The 20,021-nt window shown below is 61.8% G+C and carries 23 protein-coding genes; 11 read left to right on the plus strand and 12 right to left on the minus strand.

Going from position 1 to position 20,021, the window contains the following annotated elements; genetic code table 11:
- Positions 1-25 precede the first annotated feature (25 nt).
- A complete protein-coding gene (locus ACF8K2_RS10770; RefSeq protein WP_312153722.1) occupies positions 26-760 on the minus strand; it encodes an amidotransferase in 735 nt (244 codons plus the stop codon).
- Between the two features lie 527 nt (positions 761-1,287).
- Here ACF8K2_RS10770 and ACF8K2_RS10775 point away from each other — a divergent pair.
- Positions 1,288-2,088, plus strand: coding sequence for a c-type cytochrome (locus ACF8K2_RS10775; protein ID WP_392464756.1), 801 nt, complete (start codon positions 1,288-1,290; stop codon positions 2,086-2,088).
- A 239-nt stretch (positions 2,089-2,327) separates the two neighbouring features.
- Here ACF8K2_RS10775 and ACF8K2_RS10780 read toward each other — a convergent pair whose 3' ends face one another.
- The 4 genes from ACF8K2_RS10780 to ACF8K2_RS10795 form a co-directional block, all read right to left on the minus strand.
- Complete coding sequence (locus ACF8K2_RS10780) at positions 2,328-2,660, minus strand: ribonuclease E inhibitor RraB (RefSeq protein ID WP_186554808.1); 333 nt, start codon at positions 2,658-2,660, stop codon at positions 2,328-2,330.
- A gap of 187 nt (positions 2,661-2,847) precedes the next feature.
- Positions 2,848-3,084, minus strand: a complete 237-nt coding sequence (locus tag ACF8K2_RS10785; RefSeq protein ID WP_186554807.1) for a hypothetical protein — start codon at positions 3,082-3,084, stop codon at positions 2,848-2,850.
- A 144-nt stretch (positions 3,085-3,228) separates the two neighbouring features.
- Complete coding sequence (locus tag ACF8K2_RS10790; RefSeq protein WP_392464758.1) at positions 3,229-5,304, minus strand: LTA synthase family protein; 2,076 nt, start codon at positions 5,302-5,304, stop codon at positions 3,229-3,231.
- Positions 5,305-5,526: 222 nt separating this feature from the next.
- Positions 5,527-5,718, minus strand: coding sequence for a PLDc N-terminal domain-containing protein (locus ACF8K2_RS10795; RefSeq protein WP_186554818.1), 192 nt, complete (start codon positions 5,716-5,718; stop codon positions 5,527-5,529).
- A 126-nt stretch (positions 5,719-5,844) separates the two neighbouring features.
- Here ACF8K2_RS10795 and ACF8K2_RS10800 point away from each other — a divergent pair, with 126 nt between their 5' ends.
- The gene (locus ACF8K2_RS10800; RefSeq protein WP_186554805.1) at positions 5,845-6,783 is read left to right on the plus strand and encodes a ZIP family metal transporter; all 939 of its coding nucleotides are present in this window, start codon (positions 5,845-5,847) and stop codon (positions 6,781-6,783) included.
- Positions 6,784-6,852: 69 nt separating this feature from the next.
- Here ACF8K2_RS10800 and ACF8K2_RS10805 read toward each other — a convergent pair whose 3' ends face one another.
- Together ACF8K2_RS10805 and ACF8K2_RS10810 are read right to left on the minus strand one after the other, a co-directional pair.
- Positions 6,853-7,383, minus strand: a complete 531-nt coding sequence (locus ACF8K2_RS10805; RefSeq protein WP_392464760.1) for a hypothetical protein — start codon at positions 7,381-7,383, stop codon at positions 6,853-6,855.
- 59 nt (positions 7,384-7,442) lie between these two features.
- On the minus strand, positions 7,443-7,964 hold the full coding sequence (locus ACF8K2_RS10810) for an ankyrin repeat domain-containing protein (protein ID WP_392464761.1): 522 nt from the start codon (positions 7,962-7,964) through the stop codon (positions 7,443-7,445).
- Between the two features lie 268 nt (positions 7,965-8,232).
- Between ACF8K2_RS10810 and ACF8K2_RS10815 the strand changes: the two genes are divergently transcribed.
- The gene (locus tag ACF8K2_RS10815; RefSeq protein WP_186554802.1) at positions 8,233-8,505 is read left to right on the plus strand and encodes a DUF3509 domain-containing protein; all 273 of its coding nucleotides are present in this window, start codon (positions 8,233-8,235) and stop codon (positions 8,503-8,505) included.
- A gap of 402 nt (positions 8,506-8,907) precedes the next feature.
- Here the strand turns inward: ACF8K2_RS10815 and ACF8K2_RS10820 are convergent, their stop codons facing one another.
- The 3 genes from ACF8K2_RS10820 to aroC form a co-directional block, all read right to left on the minus strand.
- The gene (locus ACF8K2_RS10820) at positions 8,908-9,444 is read right to left on the minus strand and encodes an oxidase (RefSeq protein ID WP_392464762.1); all 537 of its coding nucleotides are present in this window, start codon (positions 9,442-9,444) and stop codon (positions 8,908-8,910) included.
- Positions 9,444-10,598, minus strand: coding sequence for an MFS transporter (locus ACF8K2_RS10825; protein ID WP_368973584.1), 1,155 nt, complete (start codon positions 10,596-10,598; stop codon positions 9,444-9,446). The genes ACF8K2_RS10820 and ACF8K2_RS10825 overlap by 1 nt, the downstream gene beginning before the upstream one ends.
- Before the next feature lie 127 nt (positions 10,599-10,725).
- Complete coding sequence (gene aroC, locus ACF8K2_RS10830) at positions 10,726-11,817, minus strand: chorismate synthase (RefSeq protein WP_312156331.1); 1,092 nt, start codon at positions 11,815-11,817, stop codon at positions 10,726-10,728.
- Positions 11,818-12,052: 235 nt separating this feature from the next.
- On the opposite strand from aroC, the gene ACF8K2_RS10835 reads away from it, so the two are divergent.
- Both ACF8K2_RS10835 and ACF8K2_RS10840 read left to right on the plus strand, forming a co-directional pair.
- The gene (locus tag ACF8K2_RS10835; RefSeq protein ID WP_392464764.1) at positions 12,053-13,015 is read left to right on the plus strand and encodes an alpha/beta fold hydrolase; all 963 of its coding nucleotides are present in this window, start codon (positions 12,053-12,055) and stop codon (positions 13,013-13,015) included.
- A gap of 109 nt (positions 13,016-13,124) precedes the next feature.
- Entirely contained in the window at positions 13,125-13,910 is a 786-nt protein-coding gene (locus tag ACF8K2_RS10840) for a hypothetical protein (RefSeq protein ID WP_312154113.1), read from the plus strand.
- A 130-nt stretch (positions 13,911-14,040) separates the two neighbouring features.
- On the opposite strand, the gene prmB is transcribed toward ACF8K2_RS10840, so the two are convergent.
- Positions 14,041-14,949, minus strand: coding sequence for a 50S ribosomal protein L3 N(5)-glutamine methyltransferase (prmB, locus tag ACF8K2_RS10845; protein WP_186554796.1), 909 nt, complete (start codon positions 14,947-14,949; stop codon positions 14,041-14,043).
- A 178-nt stretch (positions 14,950-15,127) separates the two neighbouring features.
- Here prmB and ACF8K2_RS10850 point away from each other — a divergent pair, with 178 nt between their 5' ends.
- The 5 genes from ACF8K2_RS10850 (at position 15,128) to ACF8K2_RS10870 (ending at position 17,957) form a co-directional block, all read left to right on the plus strand.
- On the plus strand, positions 15,128-15,718 hold the full coding sequence (locus ACF8K2_RS10850; RefSeq protein WP_186554795.1) for a cysteine hydrolase family protein: 591 nt from the start codon (positions 15,128-15,130) through the stop codon (positions 15,716-15,718).
- An 80-nt stretch (positions 15,719-15,798) separates the two neighbouring features.
- Positions 15,799-16,119, plus strand: coding sequence for a hypothetical protein (locus tag ACF8K2_RS10855; protein ID WP_264237107.1), 321 nt, complete (start codon positions 15,799-15,801; stop codon positions 16,117-16,119).
- A 229-nt stretch (positions 16,120-16,348) separates the two neighbouring features.
- Positions 16,349-16,909, plus strand: a complete 561-nt coding sequence (locus ACF8K2_RS10860; RefSeq protein WP_186554793.1) for a Smr/MutS family protein — start codon at positions 16,349-16,351, stop codon at positions 16,907-16,909.
- Between the two features lie 70 nt (positions 16,910-16,979).
- Positions 16,980-17,525 carry a GTP cyclohydrolase I FolE gene (gene folE / locus ACF8K2_RS10865; RefSeq protein ID WP_186554792.1) on the plus strand — a complete coding sequence of 182 codons (546 nt, stop codon included), beginning with the start codon at positions 16,980-16,982 and terminating at the stop codon, positions 17,523-17,525.
- 60 nt (positions 17,526-17,585) lie between these two features.
- Positions 17,586-17,957: a glutaredoxin gene (locus ACF8K2_RS10870; RefSeq protein ID WP_186554791.1), complete on the plus strand. Its 372-nt coding sequence runs from the start codon at positions 17,586-17,588 to the stop codon at positions 17,955-17,957.
- A 118-nt stretch (positions 17,958-18,075) separates the two neighbouring features.
- Here the strand turns inward: ACF8K2_RS10870 and ACF8K2_RS10875 are convergent, their stop codons facing one another.
- Entirely contained in the window at positions 18,076-18,678 is a 603-nt protein-coding gene (locus ACF8K2_RS10875; RefSeq protein ID WP_186554790.1) for a glutathione S-transferase family protein, read from the minus strand.
- A 142-nt stretch (positions 18,679-18,820) separates the two neighbouring features.
- On the opposite strand from ACF8K2_RS10875, the gene ACF8K2_RS10880 reads away from it, so the two are divergent.
- Positions 18,821-20,011, plus strand: a complete 1,191-nt coding sequence (locus ACF8K2_RS10880) for a benzoate/H(+) symporter BenE family transporter (RefSeq protein WP_392464767.1) — start codon at positions 18,821-18,823, stop codon at positions 20,009-20,011.
- Positions 20,012-20,021 lie beyond the last annotated feature (10 nt).

The raw sequence follows: 20,021 nt of genomic DNA on the forward strand, positions 1-20,021 counted from the left end.
CGGCACAAGCACTAACAATCTCTAATCAGGCAGCGCTCTCGTTGCCCTTCGCCGAATGCCCAATGAACTTGAGCATCCACTTCCCAACCAGATCTCCCTGGTGCTCGGTCGACAGGCTGGCAATCGCCCGCTGGTACACCTCATCGCCCAAATATTCCTGACGCGCATCGAGCAACGCCCGCGAGTAGTCATGGACGAACTCCGGGTGCCCCTGGAAGCACAGCACCTGGTCGCGAATGTGATACGCCGCGTTCGGGCAGAAATCACTGGACGCAATCACCGTAGCGCCTTCTGGCAGTTCAGTGACTTGATCTTGATGGCTGATCAGCAAGGTCAGCTCAGAAACCTCAGGATCCATCCACGGCGCATGCGCCGCCAGGCTATAGCGATGAATGCCAACGCCCCACCCGCGATCGGCGCGCTCGGCTTTGCCACCTAGCACCAGCGCCAGCACTTGATGACCGAAACACACGCCGAGCAACTTCTCGCCACGCTCATAGAGTTTGAGCAAGTAGGCCTTCAGCGTCTGGATCCACGGATCCGTGCCAAACGAGTCAGCCTTGCTGCCCGTGACCAGATAGGCATCGAACTTTTCGCCGTCAGGGGGATAGTCGCCATTCATCACGTTGTACACCTGAAATTCGGCCGCAACCGGCTGACGCGAGAACAACTGCTCGAACATCCTTCCGTAGCCCTGATACTGCGCCGTCAACTCCGGTCGCAGAACATCGGTTTCAAGGATGCAGATGCGTAACGACATAGCGATAGTCCTGAACGACATGTGTGGAAATTGTGCTAGAGACTGACGCGAAAGGGACGTACAAGCAAGGGGTTGCACTGACGAACGGTAAGCCCTGTAACCCTTGGTAACCACCCTCGCGCAGCGGTCTAGCCCCGCCATGCCAGCGTGCTAGCCAGTGGCCTTAAAACCAAAGGAACTCGATCAACATTCAGTTAGAACAAAGGGTTCTGAAACATGGATAACGTTCGCCCTACTGTTGGTTTATATCCACAAAACAAGAGGCATGCAGGAGTTGGCGTGCAATTACGCCGCTGCGATCGACCCGACGCGAAGACAGGGAAGCCAAAGGCTATTCAGGAATAACAACAAGAAGGCGGTCCGCCATGTTCAGACAATCGAAAGTACGCCAAGCCGGACTCATATTGTTCGCCACTACACTGCTGCTGATCCTGCCGAACCTCACTCGGCTATTTGGCTGACAGCATCTGTGGAATTTTCTGGCCGAGCACAGGTAACCTGCCGACCCTGATGGTTGGAGAATACCTATGCGCCGATGCCTTGCCCTGCTCGTCTTGATGTTCAGCCTGCCCTTGAACGCAGCGCAATTGAACCTGGAGCTGGGTGATGGCACGCACCGATGGGACAGCGCCGAGCTGCTCAGCCATCCACAAGCGCGCAACCTCGATATCGCCCAGGACGTTGCCTATAAACGCGCCATGCATTATCGCGCGGTGCCCCTGGCGGTGTTGCTTGAAGGCATCCAGCCAGCTGACCACCTGCAGGCCGTAGCCTTGGATGGCTTTGCCGCCGAAATGCCAGCTGCGCCTTTGTTGCAACAGGGTCCGGCCCGCGCCTGGCTCGCCATTGAAGACCCCACCCAGCCGTGGCCGGCGCTGACACCGGGTAAGCCAAGTGCGGGGCCGTTCTATCTGGTATGGACCGAGCCACAGGCCAGCGGCATTCGCCCGGAACAGTGGCCGTTCCAGATTGCCACGATCCGCAAGTTGGAGTCGGTCGAGCAACGTTTTCCAGCCCTGCTACCCGATGCCAAATTGCCCAGTAGCGATCCGGTGCGACAAGGCTTTGCCCTGTTCCAGCAAAACTGCCTGGCCTGCCACCGCCTAAATGGCGCAGGCGACGCCCAGTTCGGCCCGGATTTGAACTTGCCGCATAATCCAACGGAATATTTCCAGCCTGAGTTTTTGCGTCAATACATTCGCGACCCGCAAAGCTTGCGGCATTGGCAGCAGGCGAAGATGCCGGGGTTTGCGCAAAATGTGCTGAGTGAGCAAGAGCTGGATGCGTTACTGGCGTATCTGCGGCATATGGCCAAGCGCAAGCCTTGAAGCACCCGTTGGCCTTTTCGCGGGCAAGCCCGCTCCTACAGGTACCCCGCTGGCTTCGAACTCAACGGGGTACCTGTAGGAGCGGGCTTGCCCGCGAAGAGGCCCGTGTTGCCACCATCACACCGGGTTGTGAGCATCGTTTGGAGAACGCTTCAGTGCAGGCATGATTCAATAACTCTTGAGATCGACTTGAATGGCAAAGCCTGCGACGGGCTGCCAAGCAGCCCCCTGCTCAAACCTCAGGCAGTCTGTCGTTCATGCTTGACGCCCCACCCTTCGACCTCACCGCCAAGGGGCACCACAACCCCCTCGAAGGCTTCCTCGAAGGCACCGATTCCCCGGTAGGTGGCATACATGATCTTGCTCAATTCAAGATCCCAACCACCATCGTCACGTTCACGCACCTGAGCATTGAGTGACTCGCCACGAAACTGTCCGGCGGCCTGGCGCGCGCCGTCTTCATTGGGAAATACCGCGTAGAACTCGATGGGGTGGATCTGGGTGAAGTCGAAACCGCCAGCTTTCATCTGGCGCAGGACACTGCTGCTGATATCGTCGTTCTGGCTGCTCATGAATCGTCCTCCTGAATAAAGCAATGGATAGACTTTCCGTGCACTACGCACCTGCCGGCGTGTTGGCGATGCCGGACAGATCGAGCTGATGCAAGACGCGAATGAAACCCACCCCGGCCCGCAGAAAAGACCGAGGTGTTCACCCAGCGTAGTGCCTCTCAGAGCACTACGCCAGAGCGGCGCCGTTTTACGGCAATTCGCGGATATCGGTGATCGACACGCCGCTTTGCTCCTTGAGCCAGCGTGCGGTGGGGGATTGGCTGCGGTCTTGGAAGTCGTTGAGGTCCAGTTCATCCATCACTGGAAACAGGTGCGAGCGGATAGCCCGCGCCGCATCCTCGTCACTGGGACGCTGCTCGGCAGTCAGCAGCAGCGTGGTGGTTTCGCCTTTCTGGTCGGCAAAGATGACTTCCCACTCTTTCATTGAATAGCCCTCCTCGATACAGCAATGAGTGACATCCGTTCTAGCTTGACCCCTGCATAAGGACATTGTTCAGCATGGCTGCCGAGCGAGCATGAAAAAGGCCCGCCGGTCACCCGGCGAGCCTCGTTTACAGCAAAACCCGAATTACTTCGGCGTGCCGTGGATTACACCTGCCGTGTTATCCAGCAGGCTCTTGGTCGCAGTCTGGATGTAAGCCTCGAGGTTTTTCAGCATCTGCGGCTGATCCTCGCTTTCAACCAGCTCGGCCTTGAACTCGCGGCCCAGTTGGTAGCGGTACAGGCGCGGGCTCATGTCCTTGGACTCGATCAGGATGTGATCACCCTTGATTAGGCCGACGATCTGCTCGCTGCCCGATGGCTTGATGATGCCCACCCCCGGATCACCTTCAGGCAGGTTGAGCAGGTCGCGCCCCCAGCACTGGTGACGAGTCTGGCCACCGAGACGGCCCATGATGGTCGGCACGATGTCGACCTGGGTGCCCACGGTGTGGTCAACGGCGCCGAATTTCTCCTGGATCCCCGGAGCGATCAGCAGCAGCGGCACGTTGAAGCGGCCCAGGTCCAATTCGGTGACCTGTTGGCTGTTGCCAAAGCCGTGGTCGCCAACGATGACGAACAGGGTCTCCTTGAAGTACGGCTCCTTGCGCGCCTTCTCAAAGAACTGGCCCAGGGCCCAGTCGGAGTAGCGCATGGCAGTCAAGTGCTCATCCAGACGGCCCTGGCCGGTCACCGGCTCCACCGGCAGATCTTTAGGCAGCGCGTACGGGGTGTGGTTGGAAAGCGTCTGCAGCAGCGCGTAGAACGGTTTCTTGCCGTAGTTCTTCGCCAGTTCTTCGGCGCCGCGGTCGAACATGTCCTGGTCGGACACGCCCCAGGTCGGGTCGGAGAACACCGGGTTGACGAAGTCATTGCGGCCGATGAAGGTGGTCATGCCCTGGTTGCCGAAGAAACCAGACTGGTTGTCCCAGGCGAAGTCGCCGTTATAGACATAGACGTCGTCGTAGTCACGGGCACTGAGCAGCGCTGGCAGGCCGGACAGCTTGTGGCCGCCCTCTGGCGTTTGCATCAGGTACTCGAAGCCTGGCAGGTTCGGGAAGCACGCCATGGTGGCGAACATGCCCTGGTGGGTATGGGTGCCGTTGGAGAAGAAGCGGTCGAACAGCAGACCCTCCTTCGCCAGCTTGTCGAAGTACGGAGTGATGTTGTTCGGGCTACCCAGGGCGCCCACCGAGTGACCGGCGAAGCTCTCCATGAGGATCACCACCACGTTCTTGACCGGCAGGGTGCGCTCGGCAGGCGGCACGAAGTCACGGCGTACGGCCGCTTCATCGGTATCGACCAGGGTATCGTTAGGGGTCAGCAGCAGGTTGCGTACCGCCTCCTGGGCGACCACTGGGTCGAGGGTGGCCTTCCAGATATTGCTGCGGTCTTCGCCAAAGCGGCTGTGGGCAGCGTCGATCAGGGTCAAGGTGCCGTTCAGGCCCAACTGGTTGACGAAGTTGGAGTCGGTGGTGAAGGCATCACCCCAGCGCATTGGCGGGCCCTGGCGCAGGGTGCCACGCGCGGCGATCACCGCCACCAGCAGGATGACCATGAACACCGCCAGGCGGCCGTACCAGGCAACCGGCGCACGTGGGCTGACGCTTGCGCTTGCGCTGCTGCCACGGGTCAGGCGATCGATGCCCTTGAACAGCAGGCTCAGCAACCAGGTGCCGACCAGCCAGGCCAGTATGTAGCGGACCACCGGGAAGCCGTACCAGAGCATGCTCATGACGGTCTTGGGGTCTTCCTTGATGTACTGGAACACCAGGCCGTTCAAGCGCTGATGGAACTCGCGGTAGAAGTCCATCTCCATCAGGCCGAGGAACATCACCGTACTGGCGGCCAGGGTCAGCCACAGGCGGAAGAAGCCGCGCCGGGCCATCGCCCAAGGGCTAAGCACTGCCAGCAGCAGCGGAATGCTGATGTACACCACCACCCGCAGGTCGAAGCGCAAGCCGTTGAGGAAGCCCTCGGCCACGGTGGAGTAAGGGGTGTCGCCGATCATGTCGCTGTTGTAGACCAGCAGCCCCAGGCGCACCAGGCTGAGCATCAGCATGATCACCAGGCCGCACAGCAAGGTATAAACCAGGTGCGATTTGAGGGTCGGCGCGAACGGGACCGGCACGGCCCGTTGTTTCAAGGCATCCGTGTTAGCCATGAATGGGGAGATCCTAGGATTGCGGGTTTGCGGGAAGGCGACATTGCCACAGAGCCCTGCCATCAAGCGTGGCGTTGGACTAACGCAGCATTGTGCGGCGCGGATTCTGGTTAATCCAGTGTGAAAATTTTGTCACGAACGCCGACAGACGGCGCGAGATTGCCCCTATCGCGGGGCAATCCCACCCCCACGCCTACCGCAATGCCCCTGCTAGCGCGGCGCTCAGAGGCGGATGTTGCCTCTGGGGCCAGCAATCGCCCAAATGATCAGGCCAATGACCGGCAACAACAGAATCAGCAAGATCCACAGCACCTTGATGCCCACTTCGGCACCACTTTTCAGAACATTCACAATCGCCCAAATGTCCAACGCCAGTATGATCAGGCCTACCAGGCCATTGAATGTCGAGCCCATGCCTTCGCTCCTGAAAAAATCCGTGTGCGGCAGAGCATAGCGTCTATCACGCCGATAGAAGGGAATCCTTGGGCAGCGGCGCAGGTCACTGGTTAGACTGATTTCATTCATTGTCATGAGGTCCGCATGCCACCTGCCAACACTCAAAGCGCCGCCCCAGCCTCGATGCTGAGCGCCTGGCGGCAACAAGCCCTGAATGCTCCCTGGCTCAGTGCCGGCCTGGGTGTGAGCTTGCTCGCGATTGTTATCCTGCTGCTGGCCAGCATGTGGAATGCCGTCAACGGTGATCACTCAGACAACCTGCACCTGGCGCTCCTCGGCGGGCTGGCAGGTTTTGGCGCTACCGCGCTGGGCGCAGTGCTGGCGGTGGTACTACGTGATGTCAGCGCGCGCAGCCAGGACGTGATGCTTGGCTTTGCGGCGGGGATGATGCTCGCTGCGAGCTCGTTTTCGCTGATTCTGCCCGGCCTCGATGCGGCCCGCGAGATCACCGGCAACGGCCCGGCCGCAGCATTCACCGTGGTCCTGGGGATGGGCCTGGGCGTGCTGTTGATGCTTGGCCTGGACCGGTTTACCCCACACGAACATGAAAGCACCGGCCCTTGTGGCCCTGAGGCGGAGCGGATCAGCCGGGTGTGGCTGTTCGTGCTGGCGATCACCTTGCACAACCTGCCCGAAGGCATGGCGATTGGCGTGAGCTTTACCAATGGCGACATGACCATTGGCTTGCCGTTGACCAGCGCCATCGCGATTCAGGACATTCCTGAGGGCTTGGCAGTGGCCCTGGCCCTGCGGGCGACGGGGCTGTCGAACCTCAAAGCGGCGCTGGTGGCCATAGGCTCAGGGCTGATGGAGCCTTTGGGGGCCGTGATCGGCCTGGGGATTTCCACCGGCTTTGCCCTCGCCTACCCGATCAGCATGGGCCTGGCTGCGGGGGCGATGATCTTTGTGGTGTCGCACGAGGTGATCCCCGAAACCCACCGTAATGGCCATCAGACAGCGGCGACGCTGGGGTTGATGGGGGGCTTTGGGGTGATGATGTTTCTGGATACGGCGTTGGGCTGATGGGTTGCCAGTGCCGGCCTCATCGCTGCGACTTGCCCCGCGATGAGGCCGCACTGGCGACAACCACTGTCAGTTGTGCACAGCGACCTTCAAGGCCTCCAACGCCGGCTCCACGGCGATCCCCACCTCAGCGCCCAACTCCAGCACCCGCGCCAGGTCATTCTGACCGACCAGCACCATCTGCAACTCGTCATCGAGCAACTGGCTGAAGTTGAGCAGCACATAGCCGCCGGCCTCCTTGTTCAGCGCGCCCATCTGCACCTGAATGCGGTTGAGTGCGGTCAATGGCTCGGTTTTCGCCAGCTGCTTGGGCTTGAGGTTGAACGGCACGCTCTTGTCGAACGAATCAGTGATGTTCTGGAACAGCTCCTGATAGCTGTCGGCCAGGAACAGCACGGTATCCGGCAGGCTACCGAGCACGATCCACTCACCCAGCGGGATCGGGAAGGTGTCGTCGTAGTTGATATCCGGGTTGGCGGCCAGAAACGCGGCGGGGTCGGCGTAGGCCTGAGCGGCCTCGTCGGCAATGCGCTCGATCTCGTCATCGGGCATGCAACCGGCGCCGACGAGGCTGATGAATTCGCGCAATTGGTCTTTCATGAGGGGGCTCTGCAATGGTGAAAAAGTCACCAAGGATAGCTGCAAACGCCCCCTGAGGGTTAGCCGGCCAGCGCCTGCAAGCGCGCAGCGGTGTCGACCGCGCCCATGGTTTGGGCCGCGGCAAGGGCATTGGCGCCCCGGACATCCTGGCGCGCAGGGTCGGCGCCTTGGGCCAGCAGGTAGTCGACAATTTCGCTGCGGTTGAACATCGCCGCCAGCATCAACGCTGTACGCCCATCGGCGGCGGCGGCATCCACCGGTACACCGTGCTCGAGCAGCAGGCGAATCATCGCCAGATCGCCCTTGAACGCGGCGCCAGCGATGGGCAACTGGCCGTTGTCGTTGGCGATCAACGGATCGGCGCCATGGCTCAACAGCACCTGCACGGCATCATGATGGCCATGGTAGCTGGCAAGCATCAGCAGGGTATCGCCCTTGTGGTTGCGCAGGTTGGCCGGCAGGCCGCTGGCGAGCAAACGCCCAAGCATCGGGGCATCCCCGCGGCGGGCGCGCTCGAACACCTCTTCGGCAAAGGCTGCGGCTTCGTCGTCGTTCATGGTGGCGGGCTGTTGGTCGGACATTCTGAACCTCCTGGCAAAATTTAGAGCCCAAGTTTTTGTCAGGCACCCCTGATGGGTCAAAGGTTCAGATTCTATTGGGCCCAGAGGCTGGCTCTATGGCCATGCAAAATGCACTGTGCAAAATGCACGACCATGCACAATGCACGAGGGGCTCCTCGTCATAATCCTGTAAGGCACTGATTTTAAAGGGATTTAATCAAAGCAAAAGGCTGGCACGGTCACTGCAACGATCAACTCACGTCTGCCAACACAACAGTCAGGAGTTGATATGGACCTCATTCAGCAAAAGTTCGCCTCGGTGTTTTCCGCCTACCAGGTCGCTACCCAGGCCCGCCCGGACGGCGGCATCCTGCTGACCCTGCGTGCCGCTGATGGCGTGGTCACTCGCCGGGTACTGACTTACGGCCAACTGCACAGTGCCGAGCAGCTGTCGTGGGCGATCAGCGCAATTCGCCGCGACCTAGCGGAACAGGCCAGTGAGCTGCCAGTGATCTCGATGCTGCAGAGCCAACAGCGGTTTGCGCTGCCGACTTACCGCTGAGTGTCAGTACCACTGCTATCGCGGGGCAAGCCCGCTCCCACGTAGTTTCCTGCAGAAGCTAAATTACGTGGGAGCGGGCTTGCCCCGCGAGGGCTCCCACGTAGCTCGCTGCTGAAGCTGATTACGTGACAGCGGGCTTGCCCCGCGAGGGCTCCCACGTAGTTTCCTGCTGAAGCTGATTACGTAGTAGCGGGCTCGCCCCGCGATGGCTCTCACGTAATTTCCTGCTGAAGCTGATTACGTGGGAGCGGGCTTGTCCCGCGAAGGGCTCCCACGTAGTTTCCTGCTGAAGCTAAATTACGTGGGAGCGGGCTTGTCCCGCGAGGGATCCCACGTAGTTTCCTGCTCAAGCTGATTACGTGGGAGCGGGCTTGCCCCGCGATAGGGCCGGAGTGCTAAACCTCAGAATTCGGCGATACCCGCAAACGCCAGCGCAGCCGCATCACCGGTAAAGCGCGGCGCCATCGCCTGCTCATCGCGGAATAACCGCAGCGCCAGACAAAACGGCGTATCCCCCAGGTCAATCCAACGCCGAACCTGGGCCGGCACGACCAGCACATCGCCCTTCTCGCACAGCACGGCATACACATACTCGCCTACCCGCAGGGTGACCTGAGCCCGCCCGCTGATCACCGCGAACACTTCATTGCCGCCATGCACATGCTCGTTACGCAGATCGACCTGCGCCGCATCCACGCCATCACGGTTAAGCAACCCATAGACCGCACAGCCATGCTCGGTCATCAGCCGATCCAATGGCTCACGGCAGGCGTCGAGCACTTCGTCCTGACCCGTCCCAGGGCGAACCCGCAGCTCATGCGGTTGATGCATGAAGCGCACACCCTGCTCGGCGAGGGTGGTGACAATGTCGTCATGGTGGGTCAGCAACTTGTTGGGAAGGCCCGGGCTTGACGGGTGAAAAACGCTGAGGATGCTCATCAGGGGCTGTTCCTGCTATCGGTCATTCGAGTCGCAATGATAACGGCTGCGGCAAAGGCTGCGACGCTGGCCATACCAAAGGTGAAGTGTGGGCCCAGCAATTTCCAGCTGTAGCCCGAATACAAGGCGCCTAGTGCGCCGCCTGTGCCCGACAACGCCGCGTACAGCGCCTGGCCCTGGCCTTGCTGGCGTGCGCCGAAGCTGGCTTGGACGAAGGCAATCGAGGCGGCGTGGAAACAGCCAAAGGTTGCGGCATGCAACAGCTGGGCGAAGATCAGCGCGGCCGGCACTTCGGCCAGATTACCCAACAACAGCCAGCGCAGCCCCGCCAGGACAAAGCTGAGCAGCAGCACCCGGCGCACCGAAAAGCGCGCGAAGATCCGGCTCATGGCCATAAACATCAAGACCTCCGCTACCACCCCTAGCGCCCATAGCAAGCCGATACTGCCGCGGCTGTAGCCCAGGTGTTCCAGGTGCAGGGTAAGGAAGGTGTAGTACGGCCCGTGACTTAGCTGCATCAGCGCCACGCACAGATAGAACGCGATCACCCCAGGCGCCAGCAGCTGGCGCAGGAAGCCCCCTGCCCCGCTACGCTCGGCATGTTCCACCGGCTGGGCATTGGGCACCCACAGGCTGGCGAGGAAGATACCGGCCATGATGGTGACCAGCGCCACCGGGTAGATATCCAGGCTCAACCATTCGAACAGCCGGCCCAGGCCCACCACGGTGAGGATGAAGCCAATCGAGCCCCACAGCCGCACCTGGCTGTAGCGTGAGGTCTGGCCATGCAGGTGGGCCAGGGTAATCACCTCGAATTGCGGCAGTACCGCATGCCAGAAGAACGCATGCAGGGCCATCACCAGCGCCAGCCAGGCGTAGCTTTTACCGAAGAAGATCAGCGAGAACGTCGCCAGGGTCGACAACGCGCCCAGGCGCACGATCAGCAGGCGCTGGCCGCTGCGATCTCCCAGCCAGCCCCACAGATTGGGGGCGACGCAACGCATCAACATGGGGATCGCGACCAGCTCGCCAATGCGCGCCGGGGAGAAGCCGAGGTGATCGAAGTACAACGCCAGGAACGGCGCGGTGGAGCCGAGCAGGGCGAAGTAGAACAGGTAGAAACTGGACAGGCGCCAGTAGGGAATTGGCGTCATGGGGCAGTGCGCTTTGTGGTGATCATTGGGGGCCGCTTTGCGGCCCTATCGCAGGCGAGCCAGCGCCTACAAAGACCGTGTAGGCGTTGGCTTGCCCCGCGATAGGGCCTGCGCCAATCAACGCTGATTAAAGCTGGCCCAAAACGGGAGTATTGACCCGCACATCGGCATTCTGCGCACGATGGCGCAGCAGGTGATCCATCAGCACGATGGCCATCATCGCCTCGGCAATCGGCGTGGCGCGGATGCCTACGCAGGGGTCATGGCGGCCCTTGGTGATCACTTCGACCGGGTTGCCATCGACATCGATCGAACGGCCCGGGGTGGTGATGCTCGACGTGGGCTTGAGCGCCAGATGGGCAACGATTGGCTGACCGGAGGAAATACCACCGAGAATGCCGCCCGCATTGTTGCTGAGGAACCCTTGCGCAGTCAGCTCATCACGGTGCTCGGTGCCACGCTGGGCGACACTGGCGAAACCGGCGCCGATTTCCACGCCCTTGACCGCGTTGATGCTCATCAGCGCGTGGGCAAGCTCGGCATCCAGGCGATCGAAGATCGGCTCGCCCAAGCCCGGCATGACGCCTTCGGCCACCACAGTGATCTTGGCCCCGACCGAGTCCTGGTCACGGCGCAGTTGGTCCATGTAGGCCTCAAGCTCTGGCACCTTGGCCGGGTCCGGGCTGAAGAAGGCATTGTCTTCGACCGAGTCCCACGTTTTGAACGGGATTTCGATGGGGCCCAGCTGGCTCATGTAGCCCCGTACGCGGATGCCTTGGCTGGCCAGGTACTTCTTGGCGATGGCACCGGCAGCGACGCGCATGGCGGTTTCCCGCGCCGAGCTGCGACCACCGCCACGGTAGTCGCGCAGGCCATACTTGTGGTGGTAGGTATAGTCGGCGTGGGCTGGGCGGAACAGGTCCTTGATCGCCGAGTAGTCCTTGGATTTCTGGTCGGTATTGCGGATCAGCAGGCCAATCGAGCAGCCCGTGGTTCGGCCTTCGAACACCCCGGAAAGGATCTCGACTTCGTCCGGTTCCTGACGCTGGGTGGTGTGCCGGCTGGTGCCGGGCTTACGCCGGTCGAGGTCGTGCTGCAGATCGGCCAAGGAAATCTCCAGGCCTGGCGGGCACCCATCGACAATGGCGACCAACGCCGGGCCATGGCTTTCGCCAGCGGTGGTGACAGTGAACAGCTTGCCGTAGGTATTGCCGGACATGGACGCTCCGCGAATCAGCCTGAAGTTTGGATGAGGCGGCCAGTATACGGAAAGCGGCAGATTTGCGAAGGAAATCCAAGCCCTTGGTTGTCAGTTCCGGCCTCTTCGCAGGCTAGCCCACTCCCACAGGGAGGGAGTGGACCGCAAGATCTGCACGATGACGCACAATCAAGTGCACTGGCAGAACCTTCATCAGGCCTCCAGGTCCAACCCTCATCTCCTCATGAAGTACCCCATGATGCTGCGCTTCGCCGCCTTGTTGCTGCTGTTCTGCACCACCTTCGCCAATGCTGCCGCCCCCACCGTCCTGCAACGTCCGATCGACTTGGACACCGGCCAGGGCGTGCTGCACGGCAGCCTGCTATTGCCCCAGCAGGACACCCCGCCGCCAGTGGTATTGATCATCGCCGGCTCCGGTCCAACCGACCGCGACGGCAACAACCCTGCCGGCGGGCGAATCGACAACCTCAAGCGACTGGCCTTGCTGCTGGCCGGCGAGCACATCGCCAGTGTGCGCTTCGACAAACGCGGGGTTGCCGCCAGCCAGCCGGCCACCCCGGACGAGCGCCAACTGAGCGTCGAGCGCTACGTTGCAGACACCGTCGCCTGGAGCCGCAAACTTCAGGCCGACCCGCGTTTTGGCCCGTTGATTCTGCTGGGCCACAGTGAAGGTGCGCTGATCGCCACCCTGGCCGCCGAACAAGCCGGCGCCAGCGCCGTCATCACTGTCGCCGGCAGTGGCCGGCCAGTGGCGCAGGTGCTGCGCGAGCAACTGGCGCAACGCCTGCCAGCGGCGCAACTGGCGCGCGGCAACGCCTTGATCGACCGTCTGCAAGCCGGCCAGACCAGCCTGGATGTGCCGCCAGCACTGCGCGAAGTGTTCCGCCCTTCGGTGCAGCCCTACCTGATCTCGTTGCTGCGCCAGGACCCGGCCGGCGCCTTCGGCCAGCTCCGAGTGCCTGCCCTGATCATTCAGGGGCGCAACGATGTGCAAGTGGACGTGGCCGATGCCGAGCGCTTGCAGGCGGCCAAGCCCGATGCCCAGCTGGCGCTGATCGATGGCATGAACCACATGCTGCGTATCAGTCCGCGCGCCATGAGCGGCCAGCGTGAGAGCTATCAGAATCCAGAGCTGCCGCTGGCGCGCGAACTGGGCCAACGGATCGTCGCTTTCATTCGCCAATTGCCGCAGGCGTAGGGCGCGCCCCTACAGTACTGACCGCTGCTGCCGATAAGCAGGCATTGGGCCGGTTATTGCGGGGGAAATCCTGCGATATCCGGCCATCGTGCATGTGAGGAAGCCCGTGATGACCGATGCCCCCGCCGCTGAGGCGACCGAAGAGCCGCAAGCCCCGGAGAGCGCCCCGCTGCCCTGGGCGGATGTGGCCGCTGAACATTTCCAGCTGCTGCGCCTGGCGCCGTTGCCCACCGACCGCAACAGTGGCGCCCGGCCGCTGCGCTTCGTGCAGTTCGGCTATGTCGAGCGGCACAGCAAGGAGCACAGCCTGCTACGCATGGAAATCCGCTTGCCCGGGCAGAAAGTGCGAAAAGAGCAGAACCAGCTGGATATCCGTGTCGATCACGGCCAGCGGCGGGTCAGCATTGGCGCTGAAGCCGGGCTGCAAATAGAACCGCTCAACCGTGGTCTGGGCCGCTACCTGCTGGGCCAGGCAGTGCAGTGGTTGCAGGCCAACTGGTCGCACTACCGCGTTGAAGGCATGACCCTGCCGAACAAGGATGCGCTCAACGAAGACACCCGCCTGCGCCGCGACCATGTCTTGCGCAGTATCGGTGTAGAGGTGGAGTACACCGACGGCCAGGTGCTCAAGGGGCGCACCGTGGAGGTGGCGGTCGGTCAGCTCAAGGGCGGCTGGAACGCCGAGAAGGTCCAAAGGATCGATACGCTGGAATCGGCCGGCATGCTGCAACAGGCCGAGCAGACGTTGCAGGAAAAAGAAGCGCAACTGCGCGAGCGCGATGAGCGGGTGGCCAAGTACCGCCGCGAAGACAGCGGGCTGCGCTTTACCATTACCTGCCTGGTGGCGTTTGCGGTGTTCCAGGCGGGGCTGTTGATCTGGATCGCTACGCGCTAGGCGCCATGCGGCTCTTCGCGGTCGCACTGGTGGGAGCGGGCTTGTCCCGCGATAGCGATGGCCAATGCGATAGATGTCGCCTGGTCTAACGCTATCGCGGGACAAGCCCGCCCCCACAGGCCCATTGGCTTCAGACGCGCGAGCTGAACAGCTCCTGATGCTGGCGGCACTGTTCAGCCGTCAACATGAACACCCCATGGCCGCCGCGCTCGAACTCCAGCCAGGCAAAATCGACTTCCGGGTACAGCGTCTCGACATGCACCTGGCTGTTGCCCACCTCGACGATCAGCAAGCCTTTCTCGGTCAGGTGATCAGCCGCCTCGGCCAACATCCGCCGTACCAGGTCCAGGCCATCGTTACCGCACGCCAAACCCAGCTCCGGCTCATGCTGGTATTCGGCCGGCATGTCGGCAAAATCTTCGGCATCGACATACGGCGGGTTGGACAGGATCAAGTCGAAGCGCTGCCCCGGCAACCCAGCGAAGCCATCGCCCTGCACGGTGAACACCCGCTCATCCAGACCATGGCGTTCGATGTTCTGGTTGGCCACTTCCAGCGCGTCGAACGACAAATCGGCCAATACCACTTGCGCCTCAGGGAACACCTCGGCGGCAACGATACCGATGCAGCCGGAGCCCGTGCACAGGTCAAGAATGCGGGCCGGCTCTTGCGCCAGCCACGGCTCGAAACGTTTTTCGATCAGCTCGCCAATCGGCGAACGCGGCACCAGCACACGCTCATCGACCAGGAACGACATACCGCAGAACCAGGCCTCGCCGAGCAGGTAGGCGGTGGGCACGCGCTCTTCGATGCGGCGCTTGAGCAGATGCTGCAGACGCACTCGCTCGTCATCCTCGAGCTGGCAATCCAGGTAGCTGTCGGCCACCTCCCATGGCAGGTGCACGGCGCCCAGCACCAGCAGGCGGGCCTCGTCCCAGGCGTTGTCGGCACCGTGGCCGAAGAACAGCTCATGCTCGTGGAAGCGGCTGACTGCCCAGCGGATGTAGTCGCGCAGGGTGCGCAGGCGGGATGTGATCACGGGGTACTCCTTTTCAGACAGGACAAAAGTCTAACAGGCCCACCCGCTGAAATGTTCCACCCAATCCCCAACAAGTAGCCACAGGCCAGTAAACACGCAGGTTACGATGTCAACCATTCCCATTAGCGGCCAAGCAAGGGAGAATAGGCGCACAAAAGCCCTACTGAAGGAGCCCTTGATGTCCGTTCCAACCACGATGTTCCGCCTCAGTGGCCGCGACTACCCGCCGGCCAAGCTGGGCAACGCCAGCCTGATCATCATCGATGCGCAGAAGGAGTACCTCAGCGGTCCCCTGGCGCTGTCGGGCATGGACGAGGCCGTGGCCAACATCGCCAGGTTGCTCGACGCCGCGCGTAAAGCCGGTCGCCCGATCATCCACGTCCGTCACCTAGGTACCGTTGGCGGCCTGTTCGACCCACAGGGCCCGCGCGGCGAATTCATCGAAGGCCTTGAGCCGCGTGGCGATGAAATCATCATCGAAAAGCGCATGCCCAACGCCTTCAAGAACACCAAGCTGCACGAAACCCTGCAGGACAAAGGCCACCTGGACCTGATCGTCTGCGGCTTCATGAGCCACTCCAGCGTCAGCACCACCGTGCGCCGCGCCAAGGACTATGGTTATCGTTGCACGCTGGTCGAGGATGCTTCGGCAACCCGCGACCTGGCGTTCAAGGATGGCGTGATTCCTGCCGCGCAGATCCACCAGTGCGAAATGGCCGTGATGGCCGACAACTTCGCCTGCGTCGCCCCAACCGCCAGCCTGGTCTGAGCGCATGACCGCCCGGCAGACGGGCGGAACCTGATAGCCACGGGCAGGTCGAACTCCGGATACCCATAGAGGAAATCGGAATGAAGCTCAAAGGCAGTTTCGACGCCAAGCGCCTGCGCCCGCGCGAACCGCGTAACTGGGGCGCACGCCTGGCTGCCGGGCTGTCTGCCCTGCTGGCGACGCTCGGCATACTCCTGGCGATGGCCGGTTTTGCCGGTCTGCTGGGCAATTACGCTGCGCTTGCCGAACTCAATGCCAATCGGCCGCTGTCGGGCATCTTGCTGGCGGTGGGGTTGTTGTTGCTGTGGATGGGCGTGCGTTTCTGGCGCCGTAGTCGGATTCGCCTGCGTCGTGGGAGGGAGTTGAACCTGTCGCCGCATTTGATGAAAAAGCACGACTGAGTTGGCTGTCAGTGCTGGCCTCATCGGGGGGCAAGCCCGCTCCCACGTAATGGCCACCGCATCTGATGAAAGAGTACGACTGAGTTGGCTGTCGGTCGGGGCAAGCCCACGTGATGGCGCCATAGCGCTGCACATAACTCGTGGGAGCGGGCTTGTCCCGCGATGGGGCCAGCACAGGTGTACGCAGGCGCGCACTCGCGTAAACTACGCCGCCCACGTGGAGGCCTGCATGCAAGACGACGATTTTTCCCTGTTCCATGCCGAAGTGCGCGGCGTCAAGCCGATCAAGCACGACCGTGCCGAGGTCGGCAAACCCAAGGCTGACCGCAAGCAGCTGGCCGGCTTGCGCCAGTCGGCTACGGTGCGCAGCGACCAACCGTTGGTGGTCGATGGCATGTCCGATCAGTTCGTCATCGACGTGGGCGCCGAAGACGAGCTGATGTGGCGTCGCGACGGCGTGCAGGAAGGCCAGATCCGCAAGCTCAAGCTCGGTCAGATCCCTTTCGAAGGCAGCATCGACCTGCACGGCATGAGCGTGGAAAAGGCCCGCGAGATCCTCTGGGCGTTTCTCGCCGAGGCGACCAAGCTGGAAGTGCGTTGCGTGCGGGTTACCCATGGCAAGGCAGCGCGGCTGGACGGCAAGCGGCCGATGATCAAGAGCCACGTCAACACCTGGCTGCGCCAGCACCCGCAAGTACTGGGCTTCACCTCCTGCCAGGCGCGCCACGGCGGCACCGGCGCGGTGTACGTGATACTCAAACGGACCATGCTCGACGGGCGCGACGAATAACGCCGCGCTTGCAGCGCCGCCCTTGCCGCCGTACCCTTCTTTTTTGCGTTTATTCCCTACAGGTAGATACATGTCCCTGGAACAGAACTACACCGAGATCCTCAGCCAACTTGGCGAGGACGTCTCCCGTGAGGGCTTGCTGGACACGCCCAAGCGGGCCGCAAAGGCCATGAAGTACCTTTGCCGCGGTTATGAACAGACCCTGGAAGAGGTCACCAACGGCGCGCTGTTCAGCTCCGACAACAGCGAGATGGTGCTGGTCCGGGACATCGAGCTCTACTCGATGTGCGAGCACCACATGCTGCCGTTCATCGGCAAGGCTCATGTGGCCTACCTGCCACAAGGCAAAGTACTGGGCCTGTCCAAGGTTGCGCGGATCGTCGACATGTTCGCCCGCCGCCTGCAGATCCAGGAAAACCTGAGCCGCCAGGTTGCCGAAGCCATCGAGCAGGTCACTGGCGCTGCCGGCGTTGCGGTGGTCATCGAAGCCAAGCACATGTGCATGATGATGCGCGGTGTCGAGAAGCAGAACTCGACCATGATCACTTCGGTGATGCTCGGCCAGTTCCGCGAAAACGCCGCGACTCGCAGCGAGTTCCTCAGCCTGATCAAGTGATCGGCGCGTGATCCCAAGCCGGCCCTCAGGGTCGGCTTTTTATTTGTTCAGGAGTTGCCCATGATCGTCAAAGCCCTGCGGGTCGGCCTCGGCCAGCTTATCGTGTTCGGCGACTGGATCAGCCGCCCGGCCAAGCAAAAGCGTGACCCGGCCGCCCAGGCGCTGGTCGAGCAACAGGCCAAGGGCCTGGCGCTGTACCAGTTCCACGCCTGCCCGTTCTGCGTCAAGACCCGACGCAACTTGCATCGGCTGAATGTGCCGGTGGCGCTGCGTGATGCCAAGAACGACCCGCAACACCGCCAGGCCCTGCTTGAAGGTGGCGGTCGGGTGAAGGTGCCGTGCTTGCGCATCGAGGAACAAGGCCAGGTGACCTGGATGTATGAGTCCAAGGAAATCATTGCCTACCTGGACAAGCGTTTCGCCGGCGTTTGATTTTTTGGGGGCGGTGCCGGCCTCATCGCGGGGCAAGCCCGCTCCCACGCAGCCAGCTCTCGCCTGACTTGCGCCAATGCAGCTACACACGTGGGAGCGGGCTTGCCCCGCGATAGCGTTACTCGCCCATCGGCACATGCCGCGGATGCGAAGCCACCCGCGCCAACCACGCCTGCACCGCAGGGTATGCGCCCAGATCAAACCCACCCTGGTGCGCCACATGGGTATAGGCATACAACGCCACATCGGCAATCGAATACTGCTGCCCGACCAGATACGGCGTCATCTGCAGCTGCTTTTCCATCACCCGCAGCGCCTTATAGCCGCCCTTGTGCAGCCCCTTGTATTCCTCAAGCCGCTCCTGCGGCAGGCCCAGATAAAACTGGATGAAGCGCGCCACCGCAATGTACGGCTCATGGCTGTACTGCTCGAAAAACTGCCACTGCAACACCTGGGTACGCAGACGCGGCTCGCTGGGCAAAAACTCGCTGCCGTCAGCCAAGAAGTTGAGAATCGCGTTGGACTCCCAAAGATAACTGCCATCTTCGAGCTCCAGCACCGGCACCTTGCCATTGGGGTTCATGGCGAGAAACTCCGGCGTCTCGGTCTCACCCTTGAGAATGTCCACCGGATGCCATTGATACGGACGATCGAGCAAATGCAGCATCAGCTTGATCTTGTAGCAGTTGCCCGACTGGTAGTCCCCATAGACCTTGTACATCGCCCCTCCCCTTCAATGCAGTTGCCGATATAGGCCCAATAGTTGGCGACTGTACGGCTAAATGCAATGGTCGCTGTATGGCAAGGATCAACGCTTGCCGCGTTAGTCTGCAAAAACTGCTTACAAGTACAAGGATTGCACCATGACCGATGCCACTTCAGCGCGCCTGCGCCCATTGGCAGACAGCTCCCCATCGGCGGTGGTCGCCGGCTTCATCGCCATGCTCACCGGCTACACCAGCTCGCTGGTGTTGATGTTCCAGGCCGGCCAGGCGGCCGGATTGACCACAGCGCAGATCTCCTCATGGATCTGGGCGCTGTCGATCGGCATGGCGATCTGCAGCATTGGCCTGTCGCTGCGCTATCGCACACCGATCACCGTGGCCTGGTCGACGCCGGGAGCGGCGCTGCTGATCACCAGCTTAGGCGGCGTCAGCTACGGCGAAGCGATCGGCGCGTATATCACCTGCGCCGTACTGGTGCTGATCTGCGGCCTGACGGGCAGCTTCGAGCGCCTGGTCAAACGGATTCCAGCATCACTGGCATCGGCGCTGCTGGCTGGGATCCTGTTCAAGATCGGCAGTGAGATTTTCGTTGCCGCGCAGCACCGGACCTTGCTGGTCCTGGGCATGTTCTTCAGTTACCTGCTGGTCAAGCGCCTGTCACCGCGCTATTGCGTGCTGGCCGCGTTGGTAGTGGGTACGGCGCTGTCTGGCGCGATGGGCCTGCTGGATTTCAGCGGCTTCAACCTGGAAGTGGCCAAGCCGGTGTGGACCACGCCGAGCTTCTCGCTGGCAGCGACCATCAGCATTGGCATCCCATTGTTCGTGGTAGCGATGACCTCGCAGAACATGCCGGGGGTGGCGGTATTGCGCGCCGATGGTTACCAGGTGCCGGCCTCGCCGCTGATCTCGGCGACCGGTTTTGCTTCGTTGCTGCTGGCACCGTTTGGCTCGCACGGGGTGAACCTGGCGGCGATCAGCGCGGCGATCTGCACCGGGCCGCACGCCCATGAAGACCCGAGCAAGCGATATACCGCAGCGGTGTGGTGCGGGATCTTCTATGGCATCGCCGGCGTGTTCGGCGCGACCTTGGCCGCACTGTTTGCCGCCCTGCCCAAGGAGCTGGTGCTGTCGATTGCGGCGTTGGCGCTGTTCGGTTCGATCATGAATGGCTTGAGCGTGGCCATGAGTGAGGCGCGCGAGCGCGAGGCGGCGCTGATTACCTTCATGGTAACGGCGTCGGGCTTTACCTTGTTTTCGATTGGCTCGGCGTTCTGGGGGATCGTGGCGGGGGTGATTACCTTGCTGATCCTCAATCCGCGCAGGGCTTGAAATGTCGATG

Origin of the sequence: Pseudomonas sp. xss_2 (assembly GCF_043104195.1) — a bacterium.
In the GTDB taxonomy this organism is placed as follows: Bacteria; Pseudomonadota; Gammaproteobacteria; order Pseudomonadales; family Pseudomonadaceae; genus Aquipseudomonas; species Aquipseudomonas urmiensis.

What these genes read in the sequence shown, in the direction of transcription:
- ACF8K2_RS10770 (WP_312153722.1), bottom strand. Translation starts at nt 760, where the DNA reads ATGTCGTTACGCATCTGCATCCTTGAAACCGATGTTCTGCGACCGGAG.
- ACF8K2_RS10775 (WP_392464756.1), top strand. Translation starts at nt 1,288, where the DNA reads ATGCGCCGATGCCTTGCCCTGCTCGTCTTGATGTTCAGCCTGCCCTTG.
- ACF8K2_RS10780 (WP_186554808.1), bottom strand. Translation starts at nt 2,660, where the DNA reads ATGAGCAGCCAGAACGACGATATCAGCAGCAGTGTCCTGCGCCAGATG.
- ACF8K2_RS10785 (WP_186554807.1), bottom strand. Translation starts at nt 3,084, where the DNA reads ATGAAAGAGTGGGAAGTCATCTTTGCCGACCAGAAAGGCGAAACCACC.
- ACF8K2_RS10790 (WP_392464758.1), bottom strand. Translation starts at nt 5,304, where the DNA reads ATGGCTAACACGGATGCCTTGAAACAACGGGCCGTGCCGGTCCCGTTC.
- ACF8K2_RS10795 (WP_186554818.1), bottom strand. Translation starts at nt 5,718, where the DNA reads ATGGGCTCGACATTCAATGGCCTGGTAGGCCTGATCATACTGGCGTTG.
- ACF8K2_RS10800 (WP_186554805.1), top strand. Translation starts at nt 5,845, where the DNA reads ATGCCACCTGCCAACACTCAAAGCGCCGCCCCAGCCTCGATGCTGAGC.
- ACF8K2_RS10805 (WP_392464760.1), bottom strand. Translation starts at nt 7,383, where the DNA reads ATGAAAGACCAATTGCGCGAATTCATCAGCCTCGTCGGCGCCGGTTGC.
- ACF8K2_RS10810 (WP_392464761.1), bottom strand. Translation starts at nt 7,964, where the DNA reads ATGTCCGACCAACAGCCCGCCACCATGAACGACGACGAAGCCGCAGCC.
- ACF8K2_RS10815 (WP_186554802.1), top strand. Translation starts at nt 8,233, where the DNA reads ATGGACCTCATTCAGCAAAAGTTCGCCTCGGTGTTTTCCGCCTACCAG.
- ACF8K2_RS10820 (WP_392464762.1), bottom strand. Translation starts at nt 9,444, where the DNA reads ATGAGCATCCTCAGCGTTTTTCACCCGTCAAGCCCGGGCCTTCCCAAC.
- ACF8K2_RS10825 (WP_368973584.1), bottom strand. Translation starts at nt 10,598, where the DNA reads ATGACGCCAATTCCCTACTGGCGCCTGTCCAGTTTCTACCTGTTCTAC.
- aroC (WP_312156331.1), bottom strand. Translation starts at nt 11,817, where the DNA reads ATGTCCGGCAATACCTACGGCAAGCTGTTCACTGTCACCACCGCTGGC.
- ACF8K2_RS10835 (WP_392464764.1), top strand. Translation starts at nt 12,053, where the DNA reads ATGATGCTGCGCTTCGCCGCCTTGTTGCTGCTGTTCTGCACCACCTTC.
- ACF8K2_RS10840 (WP_312154113.1), top strand. Translation starts at nt 13,125, where the DNA reads ATGACCGATGCCCCCGCCGCTGAGGCGACCGAAGAGCCGCAAGCCCCG.
- ACF8K2_RS10850 (WP_186554795.1), top strand. Translation starts at nt 15,128, where the DNA reads ATGTCCGTTCCAACCACGATGTTCCGCCTCAGTGGCCGCGACTACCCG.
- ACF8K2_RS10855 (WP_264237107.1), top strand. Translation starts at nt 15,799, where the DNA reads ATGAAGCTCAAAGGCAGTTTCGACGCCAAGCGCCTGCGCCCGCGCGAA.
- ACF8K2_RS10860 (WP_186554793.1), top strand. Translation starts at nt 16,349, where the DNA reads ATGCAAGACGACGATTTTTCCCTGTTCCATGCCGAAGTGCGCGGCGTC.
- folE (WP_186554792.1), top strand. Translation starts at nt 16,980, where the DNA reads ATGTCCCTGGAACAGAACTACACCGAGATCCTCAGCCAACTTGGCGAG.
- ACF8K2_RS10870 (WP_186554791.1), top strand. Translation starts at nt 17,586, where the DNA reads ATGATCGTCAAAGCCCTGCGGGTCGGCCTCGGCCAGCTTATCGTGTTC.
- ACF8K2_RS10875 (WP_186554790.1), bottom strand. Translation starts at nt 18,678, where the DNA reads ATGTACAAGGTCTATGGGGACTACCAGTCGGGCAACTGCTACAAGATC.
- ACF8K2_RS10880 (WP_392464767.1), top strand. Translation starts at nt 18,821, where the DNA reads ATGACCGATGCCACTTCAGCGCGCCTGCGCCCATTGGCAGACAGCTCC.